Raw genomic sequence first — 16,375 nt, 5'->3', positions numbered from 1 at the left:
TCATCCAATCGCGATTCCCTTATTTTTCCAGCCACTATTTTCTCTATGCTGACACCACGCGGCATCCTTCGACAAATTAATGCGCCGCACCTTCCTGCCTCCCCTTAGCTGGAGAAAAAGCATGATGTTTAAAAAATTACTTCTGGTCGTTTCGTTATCCTCTGCGGCAGCGTTTTGCCCGGCAGTGGCTTCTGCCAAGGTCATTAAAGTGGCTGAAGTTCAACCGGCGGGTTATCCCACCGTGGTGGCGCTTGAACACATGGGCGAGAAGCTGAAAAAAGCCACTGACGGGCGGTTAGAGATGAAGGTTTACGCCGGTGGCGTATTGGGTGATGAAGACCAAACGCTGCAGCAGGTGCAACTGGGTGCGATTGATATGATTCGCGTTTCGCTGGCACCGGTCACCAGCATCGCGCCAGAAACCAGCGTATTAACCTTGCCGTATGTTTTTCGCGATGAGGAACATATGCACAAAGTGCTGGATGGTGATATCGGGAAAAATATCGTCGAGAAATTTGATAACGATCCCAACGCCCGCATGATTTTCCTCGGCTGGACCGACGCCGGTGTACGCAACATGATCACCAAAAAGCCGATCGCCAAACCCGAAGATCTTAAGGGTATGAAAATCCGCGTGCAAAACAGTGCGATCTCGTTAGCGACCTTAAAAGCGATGGGGGCGAATCCGGTGGCTATGGGCGTGAGCGAAGTGTTTAGCGCCATGCAAACCGGCGTAGTAGATGGCACTGAAAACAACCCGCCAACCTTTGTCGCCCACAACTATATGCCCGTCGCGAAGTATTACACGCTGAGCGGCCACTTCATTCAGCCTGAAATGATTCTCTACTCCAAACCGTTGTGGAATCGCCTCTCGGCGGATGATCAGGCTTTACTGAAGAAATTAGGCAAAGAGGCGCAGGAGGAAGAACGTCAGCTTTGGGCAACCTACACCCAACAATCCATCGAGAAGATGAAAGCCGGTGGCGTGACCTTCCAGGAAACCGATCGTGAAACCTTCATGAAAGCCACGCAACCGGTGCGCGATCAGTTTGGCGGGAAATATCAGGATTTGATGAAACAAATTGCTGATGTGAAGTAATCCTCCCCACGCCACGTGCCTGCGTGGCGTTTTAATCAGGTAAATATTATGACTGCATACTCTCGTCTGATGGATGGGCTTTATTTGCTGTGCATGGCGATCGCCGCTGTTGCCTTGTTGATTATGGTGACGGTGATTCCCATCGGGATTTTCACCCGCTATGTGCTGAACGACGCGTTATCCTGGCCAGAACCGGTCGCCATCATTTGCATGATCATCTTTACCTTTATTGGTGCGCCAGTCGGGTTCCGCGCCGGTACGCATATTTGCGTCTCGATGATGACCGACCGGCTCTCGCCGGTGAATCAGCGCTGGCTGCTCAAGTTGTCTGACGCGCTGATGATCATCACCTGTCTGGTGATTTTCCGCGCCAGTTACAACCTGTGTGAAGCGATGTGGGTGCAAACGCTGGCCTCACTACCGGTGGTGACCTACGGCGAAATGTATCTGCCGATCCCAATCGGCGCGATTTTCACCCTGCTGTTTGTCATTGAAAGATTGGTTAATGGCGATCAAAGCCAACGCGCCATCGTGACTCTTGGCGGCACCCACTAAGCGGAGAAGAAAATGGACGCACTGATTTTGATAGGCAGTTTGGTGGTATTACTGCTGGTGGGTTTCCCGGTGGCATTCGCCGTTGGATTGAGCGCGTTTATCGGGGCATGGTGGATCGATTTACCGCTGGAAGCGGTGGTAATTCAGATTACCAACGGCATTAATAAGTTTTCACTGTTAACCATTCCGTTCTTCATTTTGGCTGGTGCGATTATGGCGGAAGGCGGCATTGCCCGACGGCTGGTCAACTTTGCCTATATTTTCGTTGGTTTTATTCGCGGCGGTTTGTCGCTGGTGAATATTGTCGCCTCAACCTTTTTTGGTGCAATTTCGGGTTCTTCGGTGGCGGATACCGCCTCGATTGGTTCCGTGATGATTCCGCAGATGGAGGAGAAAGGCTATCCGCGTGATTTCGCTGCGGCGGTAACGGCCAGCGGCTCGGTACAAGCGGTGTTAACCCCGCCCAGCCACAACTCGGTGATTTATTCGCTCGCCACCGGCGGTGTTGTCACCATCTCATCGCTGTTTGTCGCCGGCATCATTCCTGGCCTGTTACTGGGTTTTTGCTTAATGGTAATGTGCCTGGGATTTGCGCGTAAACGCGGCTATCCCAAAGGTGAGCGCATCCCTTACAAGCAGGCGTTGAAAATCTTCTTCGATGCGTTCTGGGGATTGTTCACCATTTTCATCATTCTCGGCGGGATTCTGTCCGGCGTGTTCACCGCCTCAGAATCGGCAGCCATTGCCTGCATCTGGGCGTTCTTTGTCACCATGTTTATTTACCGTGATTTCAAATGGACGCAATTGCATATTCTGGTGTTTCGTACCATCAAAACGGTAACCATTGTGATGGTGTTGATCGCCTTCGCCGCCGGTTTCGGTGCGGTAATGACCTTTATGCAATTACCCACCATTATTACCGAAGCCTTTACCCAATTTTCCAGCAACAAGTATGTGATTTTGATGTGCATTAATCTGCTGCTACTGGTGGTGGGGACGCTAATGGATATGGCACCGCTGATCCTGATTCTGACGCCAGTACTATTACCGGTAGCCACCGCACTCGGCGTCGATCCGGTTCATTTCGGCATGATAATGCTAACCAACTTAGGCATCGGATTAATTACGCCACCGGTCGGCACGGTATTATTTGTCGCCAGCGCCGTGAGTAAGCAAAAGATTGAGCAAGTGGTCACCGCCATGCTGCCTTTCTATGGCGTGTTGTTTATTGTGCTGATGTTGATTACCTATATTCCGGCGTTATCGCTATGGCTACCGCGTTTAATGGGCGTGATGTAACAACCGGTCAAATCATTGTGCTTTAAATCTGCTGCGGGCTCTGACACATCTACTGCGTCACGGGCCGTCCTCGCACCGCTAGCGCGGTACCTTCGGCTTTCACGTCGTGCCGACGGATCATTCGGGGATCGGCCGTCCTGGCCGGCCCCGAACTGCCTCACGCATCCCTGCGTGAGGCTCCTGGCCCAACGTAAAAGCCTCAGCGCTGCGGATAGCCCTTTTGCCGCAGCAGACGCGTCAGCGCCTCTGGCAAATGTGCCCTTTTCAACAACTCGCACTGAAGGTTTGGAGCAGGCCGGGGCCGCTTTTGGGCCGGCAATCCGCAGCGCTGAACGAAGCGAGGAAGCCAGGAGAGCCCGCAGGACGCGGGCGAAAGGCGGAGCCGGGACAGGACGTCCCGTCTCCGCCGGTCCGTCAGGCAGACGAGCGAAGTGAAGGTGCCGCGTAAGCGGCGCGAGGACCGCCGGATCAAAAGTGGCACCGGTCAGCGCCATCACCAATGGCTTAGCTAATAAGCATTACGCCATTTATGGCGCCCCATCGTATGAACAGAACGCCTATTTATTTTTTTTAGCAAAGCTTAGTGCAATTCCTTGGTTCAACTCCCGTGTGCGGCATTCAATGATGAAAACCGCCCGTCGGGCTATTGATTAAAAAGGGAAACACCATGACTAAGCATTTTCACTTGCAGGCGTTGAGTTTGGCCCTGCTATTAGGGATTTTTAGCGCCCACGCGGCAGACACGCCCGTCAAAGGCGGCACGCTGGTTTACCTCGAACAACAGGCGCATACCAACCTTTATCCACCCGCCGGTGGCTTTTATCCCAATGGCGGTATTCTGAATCAAATTACCGATAAGCTGACGTGGCAGAATCCTGAAACCTTAAAAGTGGAACCGTGGATTGCCGAAAGCTGGAGCAGTAACGCCGATAAAACCGAATATACCTTTAAAATTCGTCCCGGCGTCACCTTCTCTGATGGCACGCCCTTAGATGCCAATGCGGTAGCCAAAAACTTTGATACTTACGGTCTGGGAAATAAAGCCCAGCGCCTGCCGGTTTCCGAAGTGATCAATAATTACGACCGCAGTGAAGTTATTGATCCTCAGACGGTGAAATTCTATTTCAAAAAGCCATCTCCCGGTTTTTTACAGGGCACCGCTACCATCGGTTCAGGCCTGGTTTCCCTCAGTACGCTGCAGCGTAGCTTCGACCAACTCGGCGATGCGCGTCATATTATTGGTTCCGGTCCATTTGTGGTCAGCGATGAGAAACTCGGCCGCGAGGTCGATTTAACCGCGCGCAAAGATTATCAATGGGGCCCGAAAAACCTCGCCCAGCAAGGTCCCGCCAATCTCGACGGCATTAAATTCATCGTCACGCCGGAAGACAGCGTGCGTATTGGCGCGCTGCTGGCCGGCCAGGCCGACTTCATTCGTCAGGTGCAAGCCTACGACGAGAAGCAGGCGCAGCAGCAAAACTTCCCGATTTACGCTGCACCCACGCGTGGCGTTAACGACAGCATCAGCTTCCGCCCGGATAACCCGCTGGTCAGCGATGTGAAAGTGCGTCAGGCGCTGCTGCACGCCACCAACGCGCAGCAAGTGGTGCAAACCCTGTTCTCACCGAACTATCCGCAGGCCACCTCGGTGATCGCCACCTCGGCGGCCGGTTACGTCAATCTGGCCGACAAGCTGAAATTCGATCCGGCGTTATCGAAAAAGCTGCTGGATGAAGCGGGCTGGAAACCGGGCAGCGACGGCATCCGCGAAAAGGATGGCAAGAAACTGGCGCTGACCATTTATGAATCGCTGCCGCAGCCGCAGAACAAAGAGGTGTTACAGCTGGTGGCACAGCAGTGGCGTCAGGTTGGCGTCGCGCTGGCGGTGAAAGCCGGTGATGCAGGCAGCCGCGTGCTGGATAACCTCGATCCGCTGAAAACCCCGCTGGTGGTGTCCGAAGTGGGCCGCGCCGATCCTGACGTGGTGAAGAGCCAGTTCTATCCGACTAACCGCGATGCGCTGCTGCAAAAAGGCGGCTCCAGCGACAAGGTGCAGAACTTCCGCGACGACAAGCTGAACACGCTGTTGCTGGGGATCTCCTCGGAAGTCGATCCGGCGAAACGCCTGGCAGTGACCGGCGATGCGCAGCGCTATCTGCTCGATCAGGCCTATGTGATTCCGATCTTTGAAGAACCGCAGGTGTTTGCCGGTGCGCCTTGGCTGAAAGGCGTGAATTTTGAAGCTGTGGGTCGTCCGTCGTTCTACGGCGCGTGGCTGGAAAAACACTAAGGCAGGTTAATGATGCAACGTTCACTGCTGCGAAGAGTGGGTCAAAGCGTTTTGGTGCTGTGGGCCGCGTTTACCCTGTCGTTCTTTCTGCTGCAGGTGCTGCCCGGCGATGCGGTGCTGATCAAGTTTCAGAACCCGGATCTGGGCCTCAGCCCGGATCAAATCGCCGAAATGCGACTGGCTTACGGCGCGGATAATCCGCTCTGGCAGCAGTACGTGCACACGCTGCTGGCGATGCTGCGCGGTGATTTTGGTTACTCGGTGCAGGCGGGCGTGCCGGTCAGCGAACAGCTGATCAGCAACCTGCCCGCCACGCTGCAACTGGCGCTGCTCGGCTTTGCGCTGGCAACCCTTATCGCGTTCGCGCTGGCGGCGTTATCGCGCTTGCCGGCGCTGCGCTTCCTGCGTTCGGTGCTGCAATCGGTCCCGGCGCTGTTTATCTCCCTACCGACCTTCTGGCTCGGCATCGCGCTGATTCAACTGTTCTCTTTCCAGCTGCGCTGGATCCCGGTGATCAATCCGTCGGCGCTGCAGGGTTTGATTCTGCCGGTGATTACCGTGGCGATCCCGATCTCCGCGCCGCTGGCGCAGATTCTGTTGCGCAGCATCGATCAGGTTTCTACCCAACCGTTCGTGGCGGTAGCGCGCGCTAAAGGCGCCAGCGAAAGCCATGTGCTGTGGCATCACGTGATGCGCAATGCGTTGCTGCCGGTGCTGAACGTTGCCGGTTTGCTGCTCGGGGAACTGATCGCCGGTGCGCTGATTACCGAAACCGTGTTTGGCCTAAGCGGCGTCGGTCAGCTGACGCAGCAGGCGGTGAATAATCAGGACGTCGCGGTGTTACAGGCGGTGGTGATGATCTCGGCGCTGGCGTTTGTGCTGATTAACCTGCTGGTCGATGCGCTGATGCCGCTGTTCGATCCGCGTCTGCAATCCATTGCCGGAGGCAACCGATGAGTCTGGTCGATTACTCAACTGCGCGTCAAAGCAACGGCAACGCACGTGCGTCCCGCGTGCTCAACATCCAGCCAGGTTTGTGGCTGGCGTGGGGCGTGATGCTGTTGGCGCTGCTGGCGGCATTTGCGCCTGGTCTGTTTACCCATTTCAGCCCAACGGAAGGCGTGCCTGGCGCACAACGTCTGCCGCCGCAAGCCGCTTACTGGCTCGGCACCGATCAGCTGGGCCGCGATCTCTACGCGCGCATTATTTATGGTGCGTCACAGTCGCTGTCGGCGGCGGTCGCAGCGGTGGCGATGGGGCTGATTGGCGGCACCACGCTCGGCGTGCTGGCGGGCGCGATGGGCGGTCGCACTGAGAACTGGCTGATGCGCTTAGTGGATGTGCTACTGTCGATTCCTTCGCTGCTGCTGTCGCTCAGCATTCTGATTCTGCTGGGTTTTGGCACCGTGCACGCCGCGCTGGCGGTGGGCATCGCCTCGATTGCCAGCTTTGCCCGCCTGGCGCGTGGCGAAGTGGTCCGCGTACGCCGCAGCGAGTTCGTCGAAGCGGCTTACGGCAGCGGCGGCAGTTTCTGGCGCGTGTTGTGGCGTCATATTTTACCCAACTCGCTGACGGCGGTGATCGCCTTCGCCGCCTTGCAGTTTGGCCAGGCGATTCTGGCGTTATCCACGCTCAGCTTCCTCGGCTACGGCACGCCGCCGCCGACGCCCGAATGGGGTTTATTGATCGCCGAAGGACGTAACTATCTGGCGACCGCGTGGTGGCTCACCACCTTCCCCGGCATAGTGGTGGTCGCCGTGGTGCTGGCCGCTAACCGCATCAGCCGTCAACTGGCCGGAGGTGACGCATGAGCGCGTTATTAGCCATTGAAAATTTAACCCTCAGCTATCGCCAGCGCGGCGAGTGGCGCGCAGTGGTTCACAACGTCAGCTTTGAGTTGCAGCCCGGTGAAATGGTGGCGCTGGTCGGTGAGTCCGGCTCCGGCAAAACCACCACCGCGCAGGCCATTATTGGTTTGATGGCGGACAACGGCCGTCGTGACAGCGGCAAAATTGTGCTGAACGGCACCGATATCGCCGGTTGGTCTTCTAAACGTCTTGATAGCCTGCGCGGCGTCAGCATCAGCTTAGTGCCGCAGGATCCGGGCAACTCGCTCAATCCGGTGAAAACCATTGGCGATCAGGTCGGTGAAATGCTGCAGCTGCACCTGAAAATCAGCAAAACCGAACGTCAGCAGCGCGTGCTGGAGCTGCTGCAAAAAGTGGGGTTGAGCCATCCGGAACAGCGCCTGACGCAGTATCCGCATCAGCTCTCCGGCGGCATGAAACAGCGCGTGCTGATTGCCATCGCGCTCGCCCTGCGTCCGCAGATCATCATTGCCGATGAGCCCACCAGCGCGCTTGATGTCACGGTGCAAAAACGCATTCTTGATCTGCTGGATGTGTTGCGCCGCGAATCCGGCACGGCGGTGCTGTTTGTCACGCACGATTTGGCGCTGGCGGCAGAACGTGCCGATCGCCTGCTGGTATTTCGTCATGGCGAAGTTCAGGAACAAGGCCCGGCGGCGCAGGTGATCAACGCGCCTAAGCATGCTTACACGCGGCAGCTGTTGCAGGACGCCGATCCGGGCGACAGCGCGCTGTCCGTGCCGACACATGCCAACTTCTCGTCGCCAGCGATTCAGCTCTCCGGCATCAATAAACAGTTTTCCCTTGGTCGCCAGCAGCAGTTGCAGGTGGCGAAAGAGGTGTGCGTGACCGTAGCACGCGGCACCACGCACGCGCTGGTCGGTGAATCCGGCTCGGGGAAAACCACGCTGGCGCGCATTCTTTTAGGCTTTGAGCAGGCCGATAGCGGCCGCGTGGTGATCGATGGCATCGATGCCACCGCGCTGCGCGGCGAAGCGCAACGTCAGCTGCGCCGCAAGATTCAGTTTGTGTATCAAAACCCGTTTGCCTCGCTTGATCCGCGCCAGACGCTGTTCGCCATCATTGAAGAGCCACTGCGTAACTTTGAGAAACTCAGCAGCGACGAGCGCCGTGAACGCGTCGCAGCCGTGGCGCAGCGCGTGGCGATACCGCTGGAGCTGCTGACGCGTAAACCGCGCGAGTTGTCTGGCGGCCAGCGTCAGCGCGTAGCCATCGCCCGCGCCCTGATTCTGCAACCGGCGATTCTGGTGCTGGATGAAGCGACCTCAGCGCTGGATGTCACGGTGCAGGCGCAGATTCTGCAACTGCTGCAACAACTGCAACGCGAGCTCGGCCTTACTTATCTGTTTATCACCCACGACCTCGCCACCGTGCGCCGCATTGCGCACAGCGTCACCGTGCTGCGCGCCGGTGAAGTGGTGGAGCAAGGTGACACCGTCACGCTATTTAGCGCTCCGCAGCATCCGTATACCCGATCGCTGATTGACGCGATACCCGCTTTCCGTCCGCTGATTAAGGAGTCTGCATGACGCGCAAACGCATTGGTTTTTTCACTCGCCTGCTGGATGACACTTCCGCACAGCAGCGCTATCGCCTGGCAACTGAACAGATTCAGCACGCCGAGCGCACCGGTTTTGACAGCGCGTGGATTGCTCAGCACCACTTTCACGAGAAAGAAGGCGGCTTGCCTTCACCGCTGCTGTTTCTGGCCCACGTTGCGGCGCACACCCGCACTATTCGGCTTGGCACCGGCATCATCACGCTGGCGATGGAGAACGCGCTGCGCGTCGCCGAAGATGCAGCGGTGCTGGATTTGCTGAGCAACGGTCGCCTCGAAGTCGGTTTAGGATCGGGTGGCACCGCGACCTCGTTTCTGCCGTTCGGCATCACCATCGACCAGCGCGCCAGCGTGTTTGCCGATCATCTGCATCAACTGCTGAGCGCCTGGCGCGGCGATACGTTGGGCCATCCGGATAATCACCTCTATCCCGCAGCGCCGACGCTGGCGCAGCGCGTGTGGATCGCCACCTTCTCGGTGGAAGGTGCGGCGCGCGCGGGAAAAGCCGGGCACGGTTTGATGCTGTCGCGCACCCAGCCGCGTCCGGCGGGCCAGCCCAATTTGCCGCTCGACCAGATACAAAACCCGATGATCGATGCCTATCTGGCGGCTTTACCGGCGGGCATTGCGCCGCGCATTCTGGCATCGCGCACCGCCTTTGTGGCCGATTCCAACGACTACGCGCGCCGTCTCGCCGAGCCGGGCTTGCAGCGACAGGCGCAGCATTTCCGCGAATCGGGACACGTTATTGGCAACACGCTGGACGAACAGGCGCGTCAGCTGGATGCGCACTTCGGCGATGCCGACACGGTGCTGCAATCGCTGCTGGCCGATACGTCGCTGCAGCGCGTCACCGATATCAGCTTCCAGGTGCACTCCATTGATCCGCCACACGCCGACATTCTGCGTTCCATCGAATTGATTGCCGAGCATATTGCGCCCGCGCTGCGTGGGTAAGTCGGCGCCCCTGGGGTTTGTAGGGTCGCCATTCATGGCGACCTTCTAACGTTAAACTGGAGAATTTTATGTCTCAACCGACAGATTTACTGGCCGCGCTAGCGGATATCGATCCCGCGTCTGAACTGGCGCAAGCCCGCGCCGAACGTCACGCCGCCACCCAGCACACGCAAGGCAGCTATGACGTGCTGTTTTCGCAGGATGATGAGGATTTGCCGTTAGCAGAACGTTTCGCCCTCGCCGCGCAGGTCGCGGCCTGGCATGGCGCGTCGAGTCTCGAAGCGCATTACCGCCAGCCGGATCAACCTAACAACGCACGCTTCGCTGCGGGTCTGGCGTTTGCGGAACTGCTGAGCTTGCATCCGGTCGATGCTGCGCCGCATCACATCGAGACGCTGCAAACTGCCGGATGGTCGCCACGCGGCATCGTCACGCTGGCGCAGCTGATCGCCTTTGTCAGCTTCCAGAGCCGCTTGCTTGCGGGTTTGCGTTTGCTCAACGGCGAAGAGACGGCGTCGCAGCCGCATGCGGTGGCCGGTAAATGGCACGATGCGCCGCTCACCGTAAGCGGTAAAACCGCCCTCACCGCCTTTACCCAACAGGAACTCGGCTGGGAACCGTGGCTGGCGGCGAAACCGCTGCATGAATTTAGCGCTGAAGAGCAGGCAACGTTGGCGAAATTCGGCCATAGCGACTCTGATTACTTCCGCCTGCTGGGCCGCAATCAGCCGCTGCTCGAGCAACGCACGCTGACTGATAAAGGCATCTTCTACACCGCAGGCGGACTCTCACGCGCCGAGCGTGAACTCGCCGCCACGGTGGTGAGCAAGGTCAACGGCTGCATCTACTGCGCCTCGGTGCATGCGCGCAAAGCCAGCCAGCTGTCGAAAGATGAACCGGCGGTGCAGAAGCTGCTTAATGTCGCGCCGGGCGCTGAGCTGTCGCACGGACAATCGGCCCGCTGGGCGGCACAGATCGATCTGGTTGCCACCTTATCGATCACGCCTGCCGCCACCAGCCTGAAACAGCTGCAGGCGCTGCGCAATCAGGGATTCAGCACGCTGGAGCTGCTGGACCTGATTCAATCCGCCGCCTTCTTCGCCTGGGCCAACCGCCTGATGCTGACGCTCGGCGAACCTTTCTTACCTGAACACACACAAGGATGACCATGACGGATCTTTCCCATCAACAGCTGGTGCGCTGGCGACGTGAGCTGCATCAGCATCCCGAGCTGTCGGATCAGGAATTTGCCACCACCGAGCGCCTTACCCGCTGGCTGCAGGAACTCAACGTCAAACTGCTGCCGCTGGAATTGAAAACCGGTGTCGTGGCAGAAATCGGTCACGGCGAACCGCTGATTGCGCTGCGTGCGGACATCGACGCCCTGCCGATTGACGAGCAAACCGATCAAGCATGGCGCTCCCAGCAGCCGGGCGTGATGCACGCCTGCGGCCACGATCTGCACAGCAGCGTAATGCTGGGCGTCGCACAGCAGTTGAAACGCATCGAATCCCAGCTGCCTGGCCGCGTGCGTATTCTGTTCCAGCCTGCCGAAGAGATTTTTACCGGCGCGAAACAGCTGCTGGCGGCGGACGCGCTGAAAGATGTGCAGGCGATTTTCGGCCTGCATAACGCGCCGGATCTGCCAACCGGCACGCTGCGCACGCGCGGCGGCGCCTACTATGCCAACGTCGATCGTTTCCAGATCACTATCACCGGCAAAGGTGCGCACGCCGCGCGTCCGCATGAAGGCATTGATAGCATCGTGATTGGCAGCCACATCGTCACCGCGCTGCAAACGCTGCCGAGCCGCGTGTTCAGTTCGCTGGAATCGGTGGTGGTCAGCGTGACGCGCTTTACCGCCGGTAACAGCTGGAACGTGCTGCCACAAACGGTGGAGCTGGAAGGCACGGTGCGTACTCACAATGCGGCGATTCGCGCGCAGATCCCGCAGAAAATCAGAGCGCTGATAAATGGGATCGCCGCCGGATTTGGCGCGCAGGCTGAGCTGGTGTGGCAGGAAGGTCCGCCTTCGCTGGTCAACACCCCGCAATGGGCCGATTTCGCGCTGGAACTGGCAGCAGAGCAAGGCTATCAAACCCAAGTCGGCACGCCGCAGATGGGTGGCGAAGACTTCGCCTTCTACCTGCAGCAGCTGCCGGGCGCGTTCGTCAGCATCGGCAGCGCCAGTGAATTTGGCTTGCATCATGCCGGTTTCGATCCGGATGAAGCGATGCTGGAACCGGCGGTGCATTACTTCACCGAGCTGGCCCAGCGCGCGCTGCTGACGCTGCGTCAACAACAGGCGCTGGCATCGTGACCATGAGAGCAAGGAGAAAAGCGATGGCGATTTCTGTACCTGTTCCACGTCTCGACCATGTGGTGATCAATGTTGCCAGCCAGCTGGATGACGCCAGCGCGCTGTTTCGTCGCCTGGGATTTCAGCTGACCGAGCGCGGCCATCATTCGCTCGGCTCCAGTAATCATCTGGCGATTTTTGGTGATAACTATCTGGAGCTGTTGGGTTTTGAACCTGGGCGCGGCAATCTGCGCCAGGATTTGTGGCAATCGCCGATTGGCCTCAGCGGTTTAGTGTGGAAAACCGAGGATGCCGACGCGGTGTGGCGCTATCTGGAGAGCCAGGACATTGACGGCGATCTGCCGGCGAGTTTTTTCCGTCCCGTTACTTTGCCGGACGGCACCGAGCAGGAAGCACGCTTCCGCACCGTGCGGTTACGCCCGTCGCTGGTTGCAAATGGCCGCAGCTTCTTTTGCCAGCACGACACACCGGATTCAGTGTGGCAGGACGCGTGGCGCGTCCATCCGAATGGCGTGAGCGATATCGTCGAGTTCGTGGTGGTGGCGCAGGATCCCGCCGCCGCTGCTCAGCCCTACAGCCGTTTATTCGGTGCCGATAAACTCACCGCCTGTCAGGAAGGCGCGTTTGTGCTCAAAGCGGGCGTGGCAACGGTACGCTTTGCCGCCGCGGAATACGTTACGCAGCGCTTCGCCGGATTGCCGATTGATTACGACGGCAGCGCGCGCATGGCAGGATTGAGTTTGCGCACCTCGGATCTGCGCAAAGTGAAAGCCAGCCTGCTGCTCGGTGATGTGCCGTTCCGCGAGGAAGCGGCGGCAATTATTGTTGGTGCCGAGCAGGCATTTGGTGTGGCGTTGCGGTTCCAGTTGTGATTTCCGTCGCGCATTTGTAGGGTCGCCATTTATGGCGACCTGGTTTAACGTGATCCACTTTCATCCATAAACGAAGGTGAAATGTGATCGCTAAACTGCATCTCGAAACCCCCAGACTCACCTGCTCGCAGATCGCGGAAGACGACTGGGACTTCTTCCGTCAACTCCAGCTCTCGCCACACGTCATGCATTACGTCGCCGATACAAAATCTGAAGAAAAAATTCTCGCTGATTTCACAGCAAGATTGCCGCGCTGGTCGCCTCGCAGCGCGCATTGGCTGTGTCTGGTGGTGCGGGAGAAACAGTCAGGCAATCGCATCGGCGTCAGTGGTTATATCCATCGCGAAAATGACTGCGCCGAAGTTGGCTTTCTGTTCAAGCCAGAAGCTCAAGGAATAGGCTATGCGCACGAGTCGCTTCGGGCGATTTGTGACTATGCATTTAGCGATGGCGGTATCCGTCGCCTGAGCGCCACCGTCACCGCAGGCAATACGCCCTCACGTCGGTTGCTGGAAAAAGTCGGCTTCGTATTAGAAGGTGAACTGCGGGAAAATTACTGGCTGAGGAATGCGTGGCATAACGATTGGCTGTTTGGGTTGTTGTGTGGGGAATATGGGTTGTAGTACAGGTGTTATCCACTTTGTTCGGGATCTGGTCTAATTAACGACTTAGCCATATTCAAACCAAACAAACACAGAGATGTCTACTTTGTGCCAAAAGCGGAAGTTTTTTGCAGTTGAACTCATAGTACAGTTAAAAATAATCTGCTATTTTGATCAAAATAGCTTTAGTGTGAAGTAAAACCAAAAATATCAATTAATTATCTTAAATTTACACAATCATCACCCCCTCAGGAAAAATTTCCTGATTAGTCAGAGGATTAGACCAATTGAATACGTTCATATTCAGAAATAATGATGAGATAGGAAAATTAGAGGCCGAATCAGACAACTATTTGGACTCTTGTTTTTTAGAAACAAGTATATTTAAGGGGATTATGAATTTTGATCCATCAGAACAAAATCCAGACTTCACAAAAAGAATAATAGTTGGGCGAACCGGCAGTGGTAAATCAGCTCTTTTAAAGAAAATATTGGATGAAGGTACCATCAAAGTTTATGAAAAGATAGAAGCGGAAAATACAATATTCGAACATGTGAAAAACAATGTTTTCATTTCATCCTTAAGTGATAGCGGCATTGATTTAAGAGTATTCTATAAATCGCTATGGCTACATGCCCTCTTAATAAAAGTCATCCCTGCTTTACACCGTTCAACTTATCAAAGCTTTTTCAATAAGATCCACGATTTGATTGGAGGAAAAAAGAAGCCTTACAATCCTGAATTAGCAAATGAATACATTGAACAATTCAAGGACGTTTTCTTTAATGATAAGGCTTTAGTTGAAATAAGCAATAAAATGCAAACTGAACTGTCTACAAAAGTAGGTATAAAAGGGATAAGTCTTGGAGGTAAATTAGGTCGTGAAGATGCTCAGAAAGTACAATCAGAAACATCAAGCTACGTTAGTAGAGAATTGATTAGAAAACAAAAAGAGTTGATAAAGATATTAAATGAAGAATTCTCTGAAGTTGGTCAGTTCAGGATAATTATAAGCATTGATGATCTTGATCGCTCATGGCTGAGCTCAAGTGATATAAGGTATGACTTTATCAACGCACTGTTAGAAGCTTTTAGAGAATTACTTGATGTAAAATCCGTTAAGATACTGATTTCAATAAGAACTGATATACTTATGGGAATCTACAATAAAACACTAAGGCAAGATGAGAAGGACCAGCCCCTTATTTATTCCGTTTCATGGAATAAATCTGACATTAGAAAAATAATTGATATGCGTATAAATCACTTGGTAAAGAATAAATATCAGGGATCTCGCGTAATTACAATGAAAGATATTTTTAACTTTGACGTTGATGGTATTCAAGCTGATGAGTATATTTTAGATAGAACCATGCTCAGACCAAGAGATGCCATTAGTTTTGTAAATTATTGCCTGAAAGAATGTGATGGCCAAATTGAAATAAATCAAGATATAGTTTTAATTGCAGAAGAGAAGTTTTTTTCTTCTAGAAAAAGGGCTTTGGTGTCGGAATGGGCAACTATTTATAAAAATATTTCTGAATATATCGACTCGTTGTCCATATTAAAAAAACAAGAGTTTTCGTTAGACTCTATTATTGAGGAAGATAAAAACTTAATTCTAACCTACATTCTCGATAGGGCTTCATCAGACGGTGAGGATGAGTTACATTCCAAGATAGTAATGAACTTCGATGAACTCATGAAGGTATGGTTTATTGTTGGTGTCATAGGCATTAAACGGACTGAAACTCTTATAATTTACTCTTCATATGACAAACCTGATCTTGATATAACCGACATTAATCGTAAATTTATTATCCACCCATTATTCAATAGAAGGTAAGAGTGAGTGTGATTTTTTATTTGTATTATAAAATCTTCTTGATGTCTGCTGATCGCTTAAAGCGGACCTTGCCATACGCACATATTCTTTCAATGCAAGATGCGGGAGATGTTAAAGCGCTTTGCCCTGATCAACGGTGAGAAGGTGAACATGGTAATCAACCCTAAAACCATTATGGTGACGAAGTCGCGTCTCATATTCACTGCCCTAACCTGACGCTGAGGCAGTGAATACATCGTTTCTAAACAACTTATTGCAAATCCACGTTTAACGCCGGGGCACCAAAACTGACTAACTCCGCATTCGACGCAGTAAAATAGTCGCGCCAGAATATCTCAAGCTGCTGAATGATTTTCCCTGAGCGATAATTGTTTTTCGCATCGGTATCAATCAATCCTGCACCTGCGACAAACACCTTTGCGCCAGCAAAATCCGCTAACAAATTCTGCTGTTTAACCTGCTGCAACTCTTTCTCTGGCGAGAGCAAACGCAGCGCGTTATTGCGGTAGAAGCTATCGAAAGCGCTGTTTTCCAGCATATCGGAGATCAGAAACAGAGTACGTGACGCGTTTTCATCCCGCTGAAGATCATGACTAATGCGTTTAAGGCTATCGAGGATCTCGCTTTTAGCGATGTTATCGCCCTTCTCAGCGAAACTTTTTGCCATCAGCCCACCCAATGCGCTCGCGAAATATTGCTTCTGCTCACTCAGGCATTTGTCGAGGTTCTTCAAACTTTCCATGCCTTGATTGTCGCGGATTTTCTTGTCCGTGAGTAACGGTTCCAGACGACCATCAAATAAGCGCTGCATGAAATTGTTCTGCAACAACGCCGAGAACTGATAAAGCACCACATGATCGCCGGGCTGACTAAAACGCATGATCTGCTGCCAACTGGCATTTTTGATCTGCAGCGGCACTTTAACCGTTTGATCAATAATCACCACCAGCTCACGACCGCTGTTGGCCGGGCGATATTGACTGAGTTTGGCATAGTCATAACAGCTCGGAATATCGTTGCGATCCGCAGCCTGCGCCAGGGCATTCACCCCGGCTAACAGCAGCAAACACCATTTGCTGATCTTCAC

The 16,375-nt window shown here is 54.5% G+C and carries 15 protein-coding genes; 14 read left to right on the top strand and 1 reads right to left on the bottom strand.

Annotation, left to right across the window (positions count from 1 at the left end):
- Positions 1 to 121: 121 nt before the first annotated feature.
- The 14 genes from K5Y30_RS18000 (at position 122) to K5Y30_RS17935 (ending at position 15,288) form a co-directional block, all read left to right on the top strand.
- Entirely contained in the window at positions 122 to 1,099 is a 978-nt protein-coding gene (locus tag K5Y30_RS18000; RefSeq protein ID WP_222212583.1) for a TRAP transporter substrate-binding protein, read from the top strand.
- Between the two features lie 48 nt (positions 1,100 to 1,147).
- Positions 1,148 to 1,654 (top strand): TRAP transporter small permease, encoded by a 507-nt coding sequence (locus tag K5Y30_RS17995; protein WP_110868462.1) that lies wholly within the window; start codon positions 1,148 to 1,150, stop codon positions 1,652 to 1,654.
- Positions 1,655 to 1,666: 12 nt separating this feature from the next.
- Positions 1,667 to 2,953: a TRAP transporter large permease gene (locus K5Y30_RS17990; RefSeq protein ID WP_101761395.1), complete on the top strand. Its 1,287-nt coding sequence runs from the start codon at positions 1,667 to 1,669 to the stop codon at positions 2,951 to 2,953.
- A gap of 474 nt (positions 2,954 to 3,427) precedes the next feature.
- Entirely contained in the window at positions 3,428 to 3,607 is a 180-nt protein-coding gene (locus tag K5Y30_RS17985; protein ID WP_192235013.1) for a hypothetical protein, read from the top strand.
- A gap of 13 nt (positions 3,608 to 3,620) precedes the next feature.
- Positions 3,621 to 5,243 (top strand): TIGR04028 family ABC transporter substrate-binding protein, encoded by a 1,623-nt coding sequence (locus K5Y30_RS17980; protein WP_222212582.1) that lies wholly within the window; start codon positions 3,621 to 3,623, stop codon positions 5,241 to 5,243.
- A gap of 12 nt (positions 5,244 to 5,255) precedes the next feature.
- Complete coding sequence (locus tag K5Y30_RS17975) at positions 5,256 to 6,200, top strand: ABC transporter permease (RefSeq protein ID WP_176972173.1); 945 nt, start codon at positions 5,256 to 5,258, stop codon at positions 6,198 to 6,200.
- Complete coding sequence (locus K5Y30_RS17970; protein ID WP_101761392.1) at positions 6,197 to 7,054, top strand: ABC transporter permease; 858 nt, start codon at positions 6,197 to 6,199, stop codon at positions 7,052 to 7,054. Before K5Y30_RS17975 ends, K5Y30_RS17970 begins: the two co-directional genes overlap by 4 nt.
- Positions 7,051 to 8,661: an ABC transporter ATP-binding protein gene (locus tag K5Y30_RS17965; RefSeq protein WP_222212581.1), complete on the top strand. Its 1,611-nt coding sequence runs from the start codon at positions 7,051 to 7,053 to the stop codon at positions 8,659 to 8,661. Before K5Y30_RS17970 ends, K5Y30_RS17965 begins: the two co-directional genes overlap by 4 nt.
- On the top strand, positions 8,658 to 9,647 hold the full coding sequence (locus K5Y30_RS17960; protein ID WP_222212580.1) for a putative FMN-dependent luciferase-like monooxygenase: 990 nt from the start codon (positions 8,658 to 8,660) through the stop codon (positions 9,645 to 9,647). Before K5Y30_RS17965 ends, K5Y30_RS17960 begins: the two co-directional genes overlap by 4 nt.
- A 68-nt stretch (positions 9,648 to 9,715) precedes the next feature.
- The gene (locus tag K5Y30_RS17955; RefSeq protein ID WP_222212578.1) at positions 9,716 to 10,813 is read left to right on the top strand and encodes an alkylhydroperoxidase domain protein; all 1,098 of its coding nucleotides are present in this window, start codon (positions 9,716 to 9,718) and stop codon (positions 10,811 to 10,813) included.
- A gap of 2 nt (positions 10,814 to 10,815) precedes the next feature.
- A complete protein-coding gene (locus K5Y30_RS17950) occupies positions 10,816 to 11,967 on the top strand; it encodes an amidohydrolase (RefSeq protein ID WP_222212576.1) in 1,152 nt (383 codons plus the stop codon).
- Positions 11,968 to 11,990: 23 nt separating this feature from the next.
- Positions 11,991 to 12,839, top strand: coding sequence for a VOC family protein (locus K5Y30_RS17945; RefSeq protein ID WP_222183112.1), 849 nt, complete (start codon positions 11,991 to 11,993; stop codon positions 12,837 to 12,839).
- Between the two features lie 83 nt (positions 12,840 to 12,922).
- On the top strand, positions 12,923 to 13,462 hold the full coding sequence (locus tag K5Y30_RS17940; protein WP_222212574.1) for a GNAT family N-acetyltransferase: 540 nt from the start codon (positions 12,923 to 12,925) through the stop codon (positions 13,460 to 13,462).
- A 266-nt stretch (positions 13,463 to 13,728) separates the two neighbouring features.
- Positions 13,729 to 15,288, top strand: a complete 1,560-nt coding sequence (locus K5Y30_RS17935; RefSeq protein WP_222212572.1) for a KAP family NTPase — start codon at positions 13,729 to 13,731, stop codon at positions 15,286 to 15,288.
- Positions 15,289 to 15,538: 250 nt separating this feature from the next.
- Here K5Y30_RS17935 and K5Y30_RS17930 read toward each other — a convergent pair whose 3' ends face one another.
- Positions 15,539 to 16,375 carry a hypothetical protein gene (locus tag K5Y30_RS17930; RefSeq protein WP_222183106.1) on the bottom strand — a complete coding sequence of 279 codons (837 nt, stop codon included), beginning with the start codon at positions 16,373 to 16,375 and terminating at the stop codon, positions 15,539 to 15,541.

Origin of the sequence: Pantoea sp. DY-5 (genome assembly GCF_019795955.1) — a bacterium.
Taxonomy (GTDB): domain Bacteria; phylum Pseudomonadota; class Gammaproteobacteria; order Enterobacterales; family Enterobacteriaceae; genus Pantoea; species Pantoea leporis.
Note: the sequence above shows the minus strand (reverse complement) of the source record. Positions and strands in the feature narration are given on the sequence as shown.

What these genes read in the sequence shown, in the direction of transcription:
- K5Y30_RS17990 (WP_101761395.1), top strand. Translation starts at nt 1,667, where the DNA reads ATGGACGCACTGATTTTGATAGGCAGTTTGGTGGTATTACTGCTGGTG.
- K5Y30_RS17995 (WP_110868462.1), top strand. Translation starts at nt 1,148, where the DNA reads ATGACTGCATACTCTCGTCTGATGGATGGGCTTTATTTGCTGTGCATG.
- K5Y30_RS17960 (WP_222212580.1), top strand. Translation starts at nt 8,658, where the DNA reads ATGACGCGCAAACGCATTGGTTTTTTCACTCGCCTGCTGGATGACACT.
- K5Y30_RS17980 (WP_222212582.1), top strand. Translation starts at nt 3,621, where the DNA reads ATGACTAAGCATTTTCACTTGCAGGCGTTGAGTTTGGCCCTGCTATTA.
- K5Y30_RS17950 (WP_222212576.1), top strand. Translation starts at nt 10,816, where the DNA reads ATGACGGATCTTTCCCATCAACAGCTGGTGCGCTGGCGACGTGAGCTG.
- K5Y30_RS17975 (WP_176972173.1), top strand. Translation starts at nt 5,256, where the DNA reads ATGCAACGTTCACTGCTGCGAAGAGTGGGTCAAAGCGTTTTGGTGCTG.
- K5Y30_RS17945 (WP_222183112.1), top strand. Translation starts at nt 11,991, where the DNA reads ATGGCGATTTCTGTACCTGTTCCACGTCTCGACCATGTGGTGATCAAT.
- K5Y30_RS18000 (WP_222212583.1), top strand. Translation starts at nt 122, where the DNA reads ATGATGTTTAAAAAATTACTTCTGGTCGTTTCGTTATCCTCTGCGGCA.
- K5Y30_RS17965 (WP_222212581.1), top strand. Translation starts at nt 7,051, where the DNA reads ATGAGCGCGTTATTAGCCATTGAAAATTTAACCCTCAGCTATCGCCAG.
- K5Y30_RS17955 (WP_222212578.1), top strand. Translation starts at nt 9,716, where the DNA reads ATGTCTCAACCGACAGATTTACTGGCCGCGCTAGCGGATATCGATCCC.
- K5Y30_RS17970 (WP_101761392.1), top strand. Translation starts at nt 6,197, where the DNA reads ATGAGTCTGGTCGATTACTCAACTGCGCGTCAAAGCAACGGCAACGCA.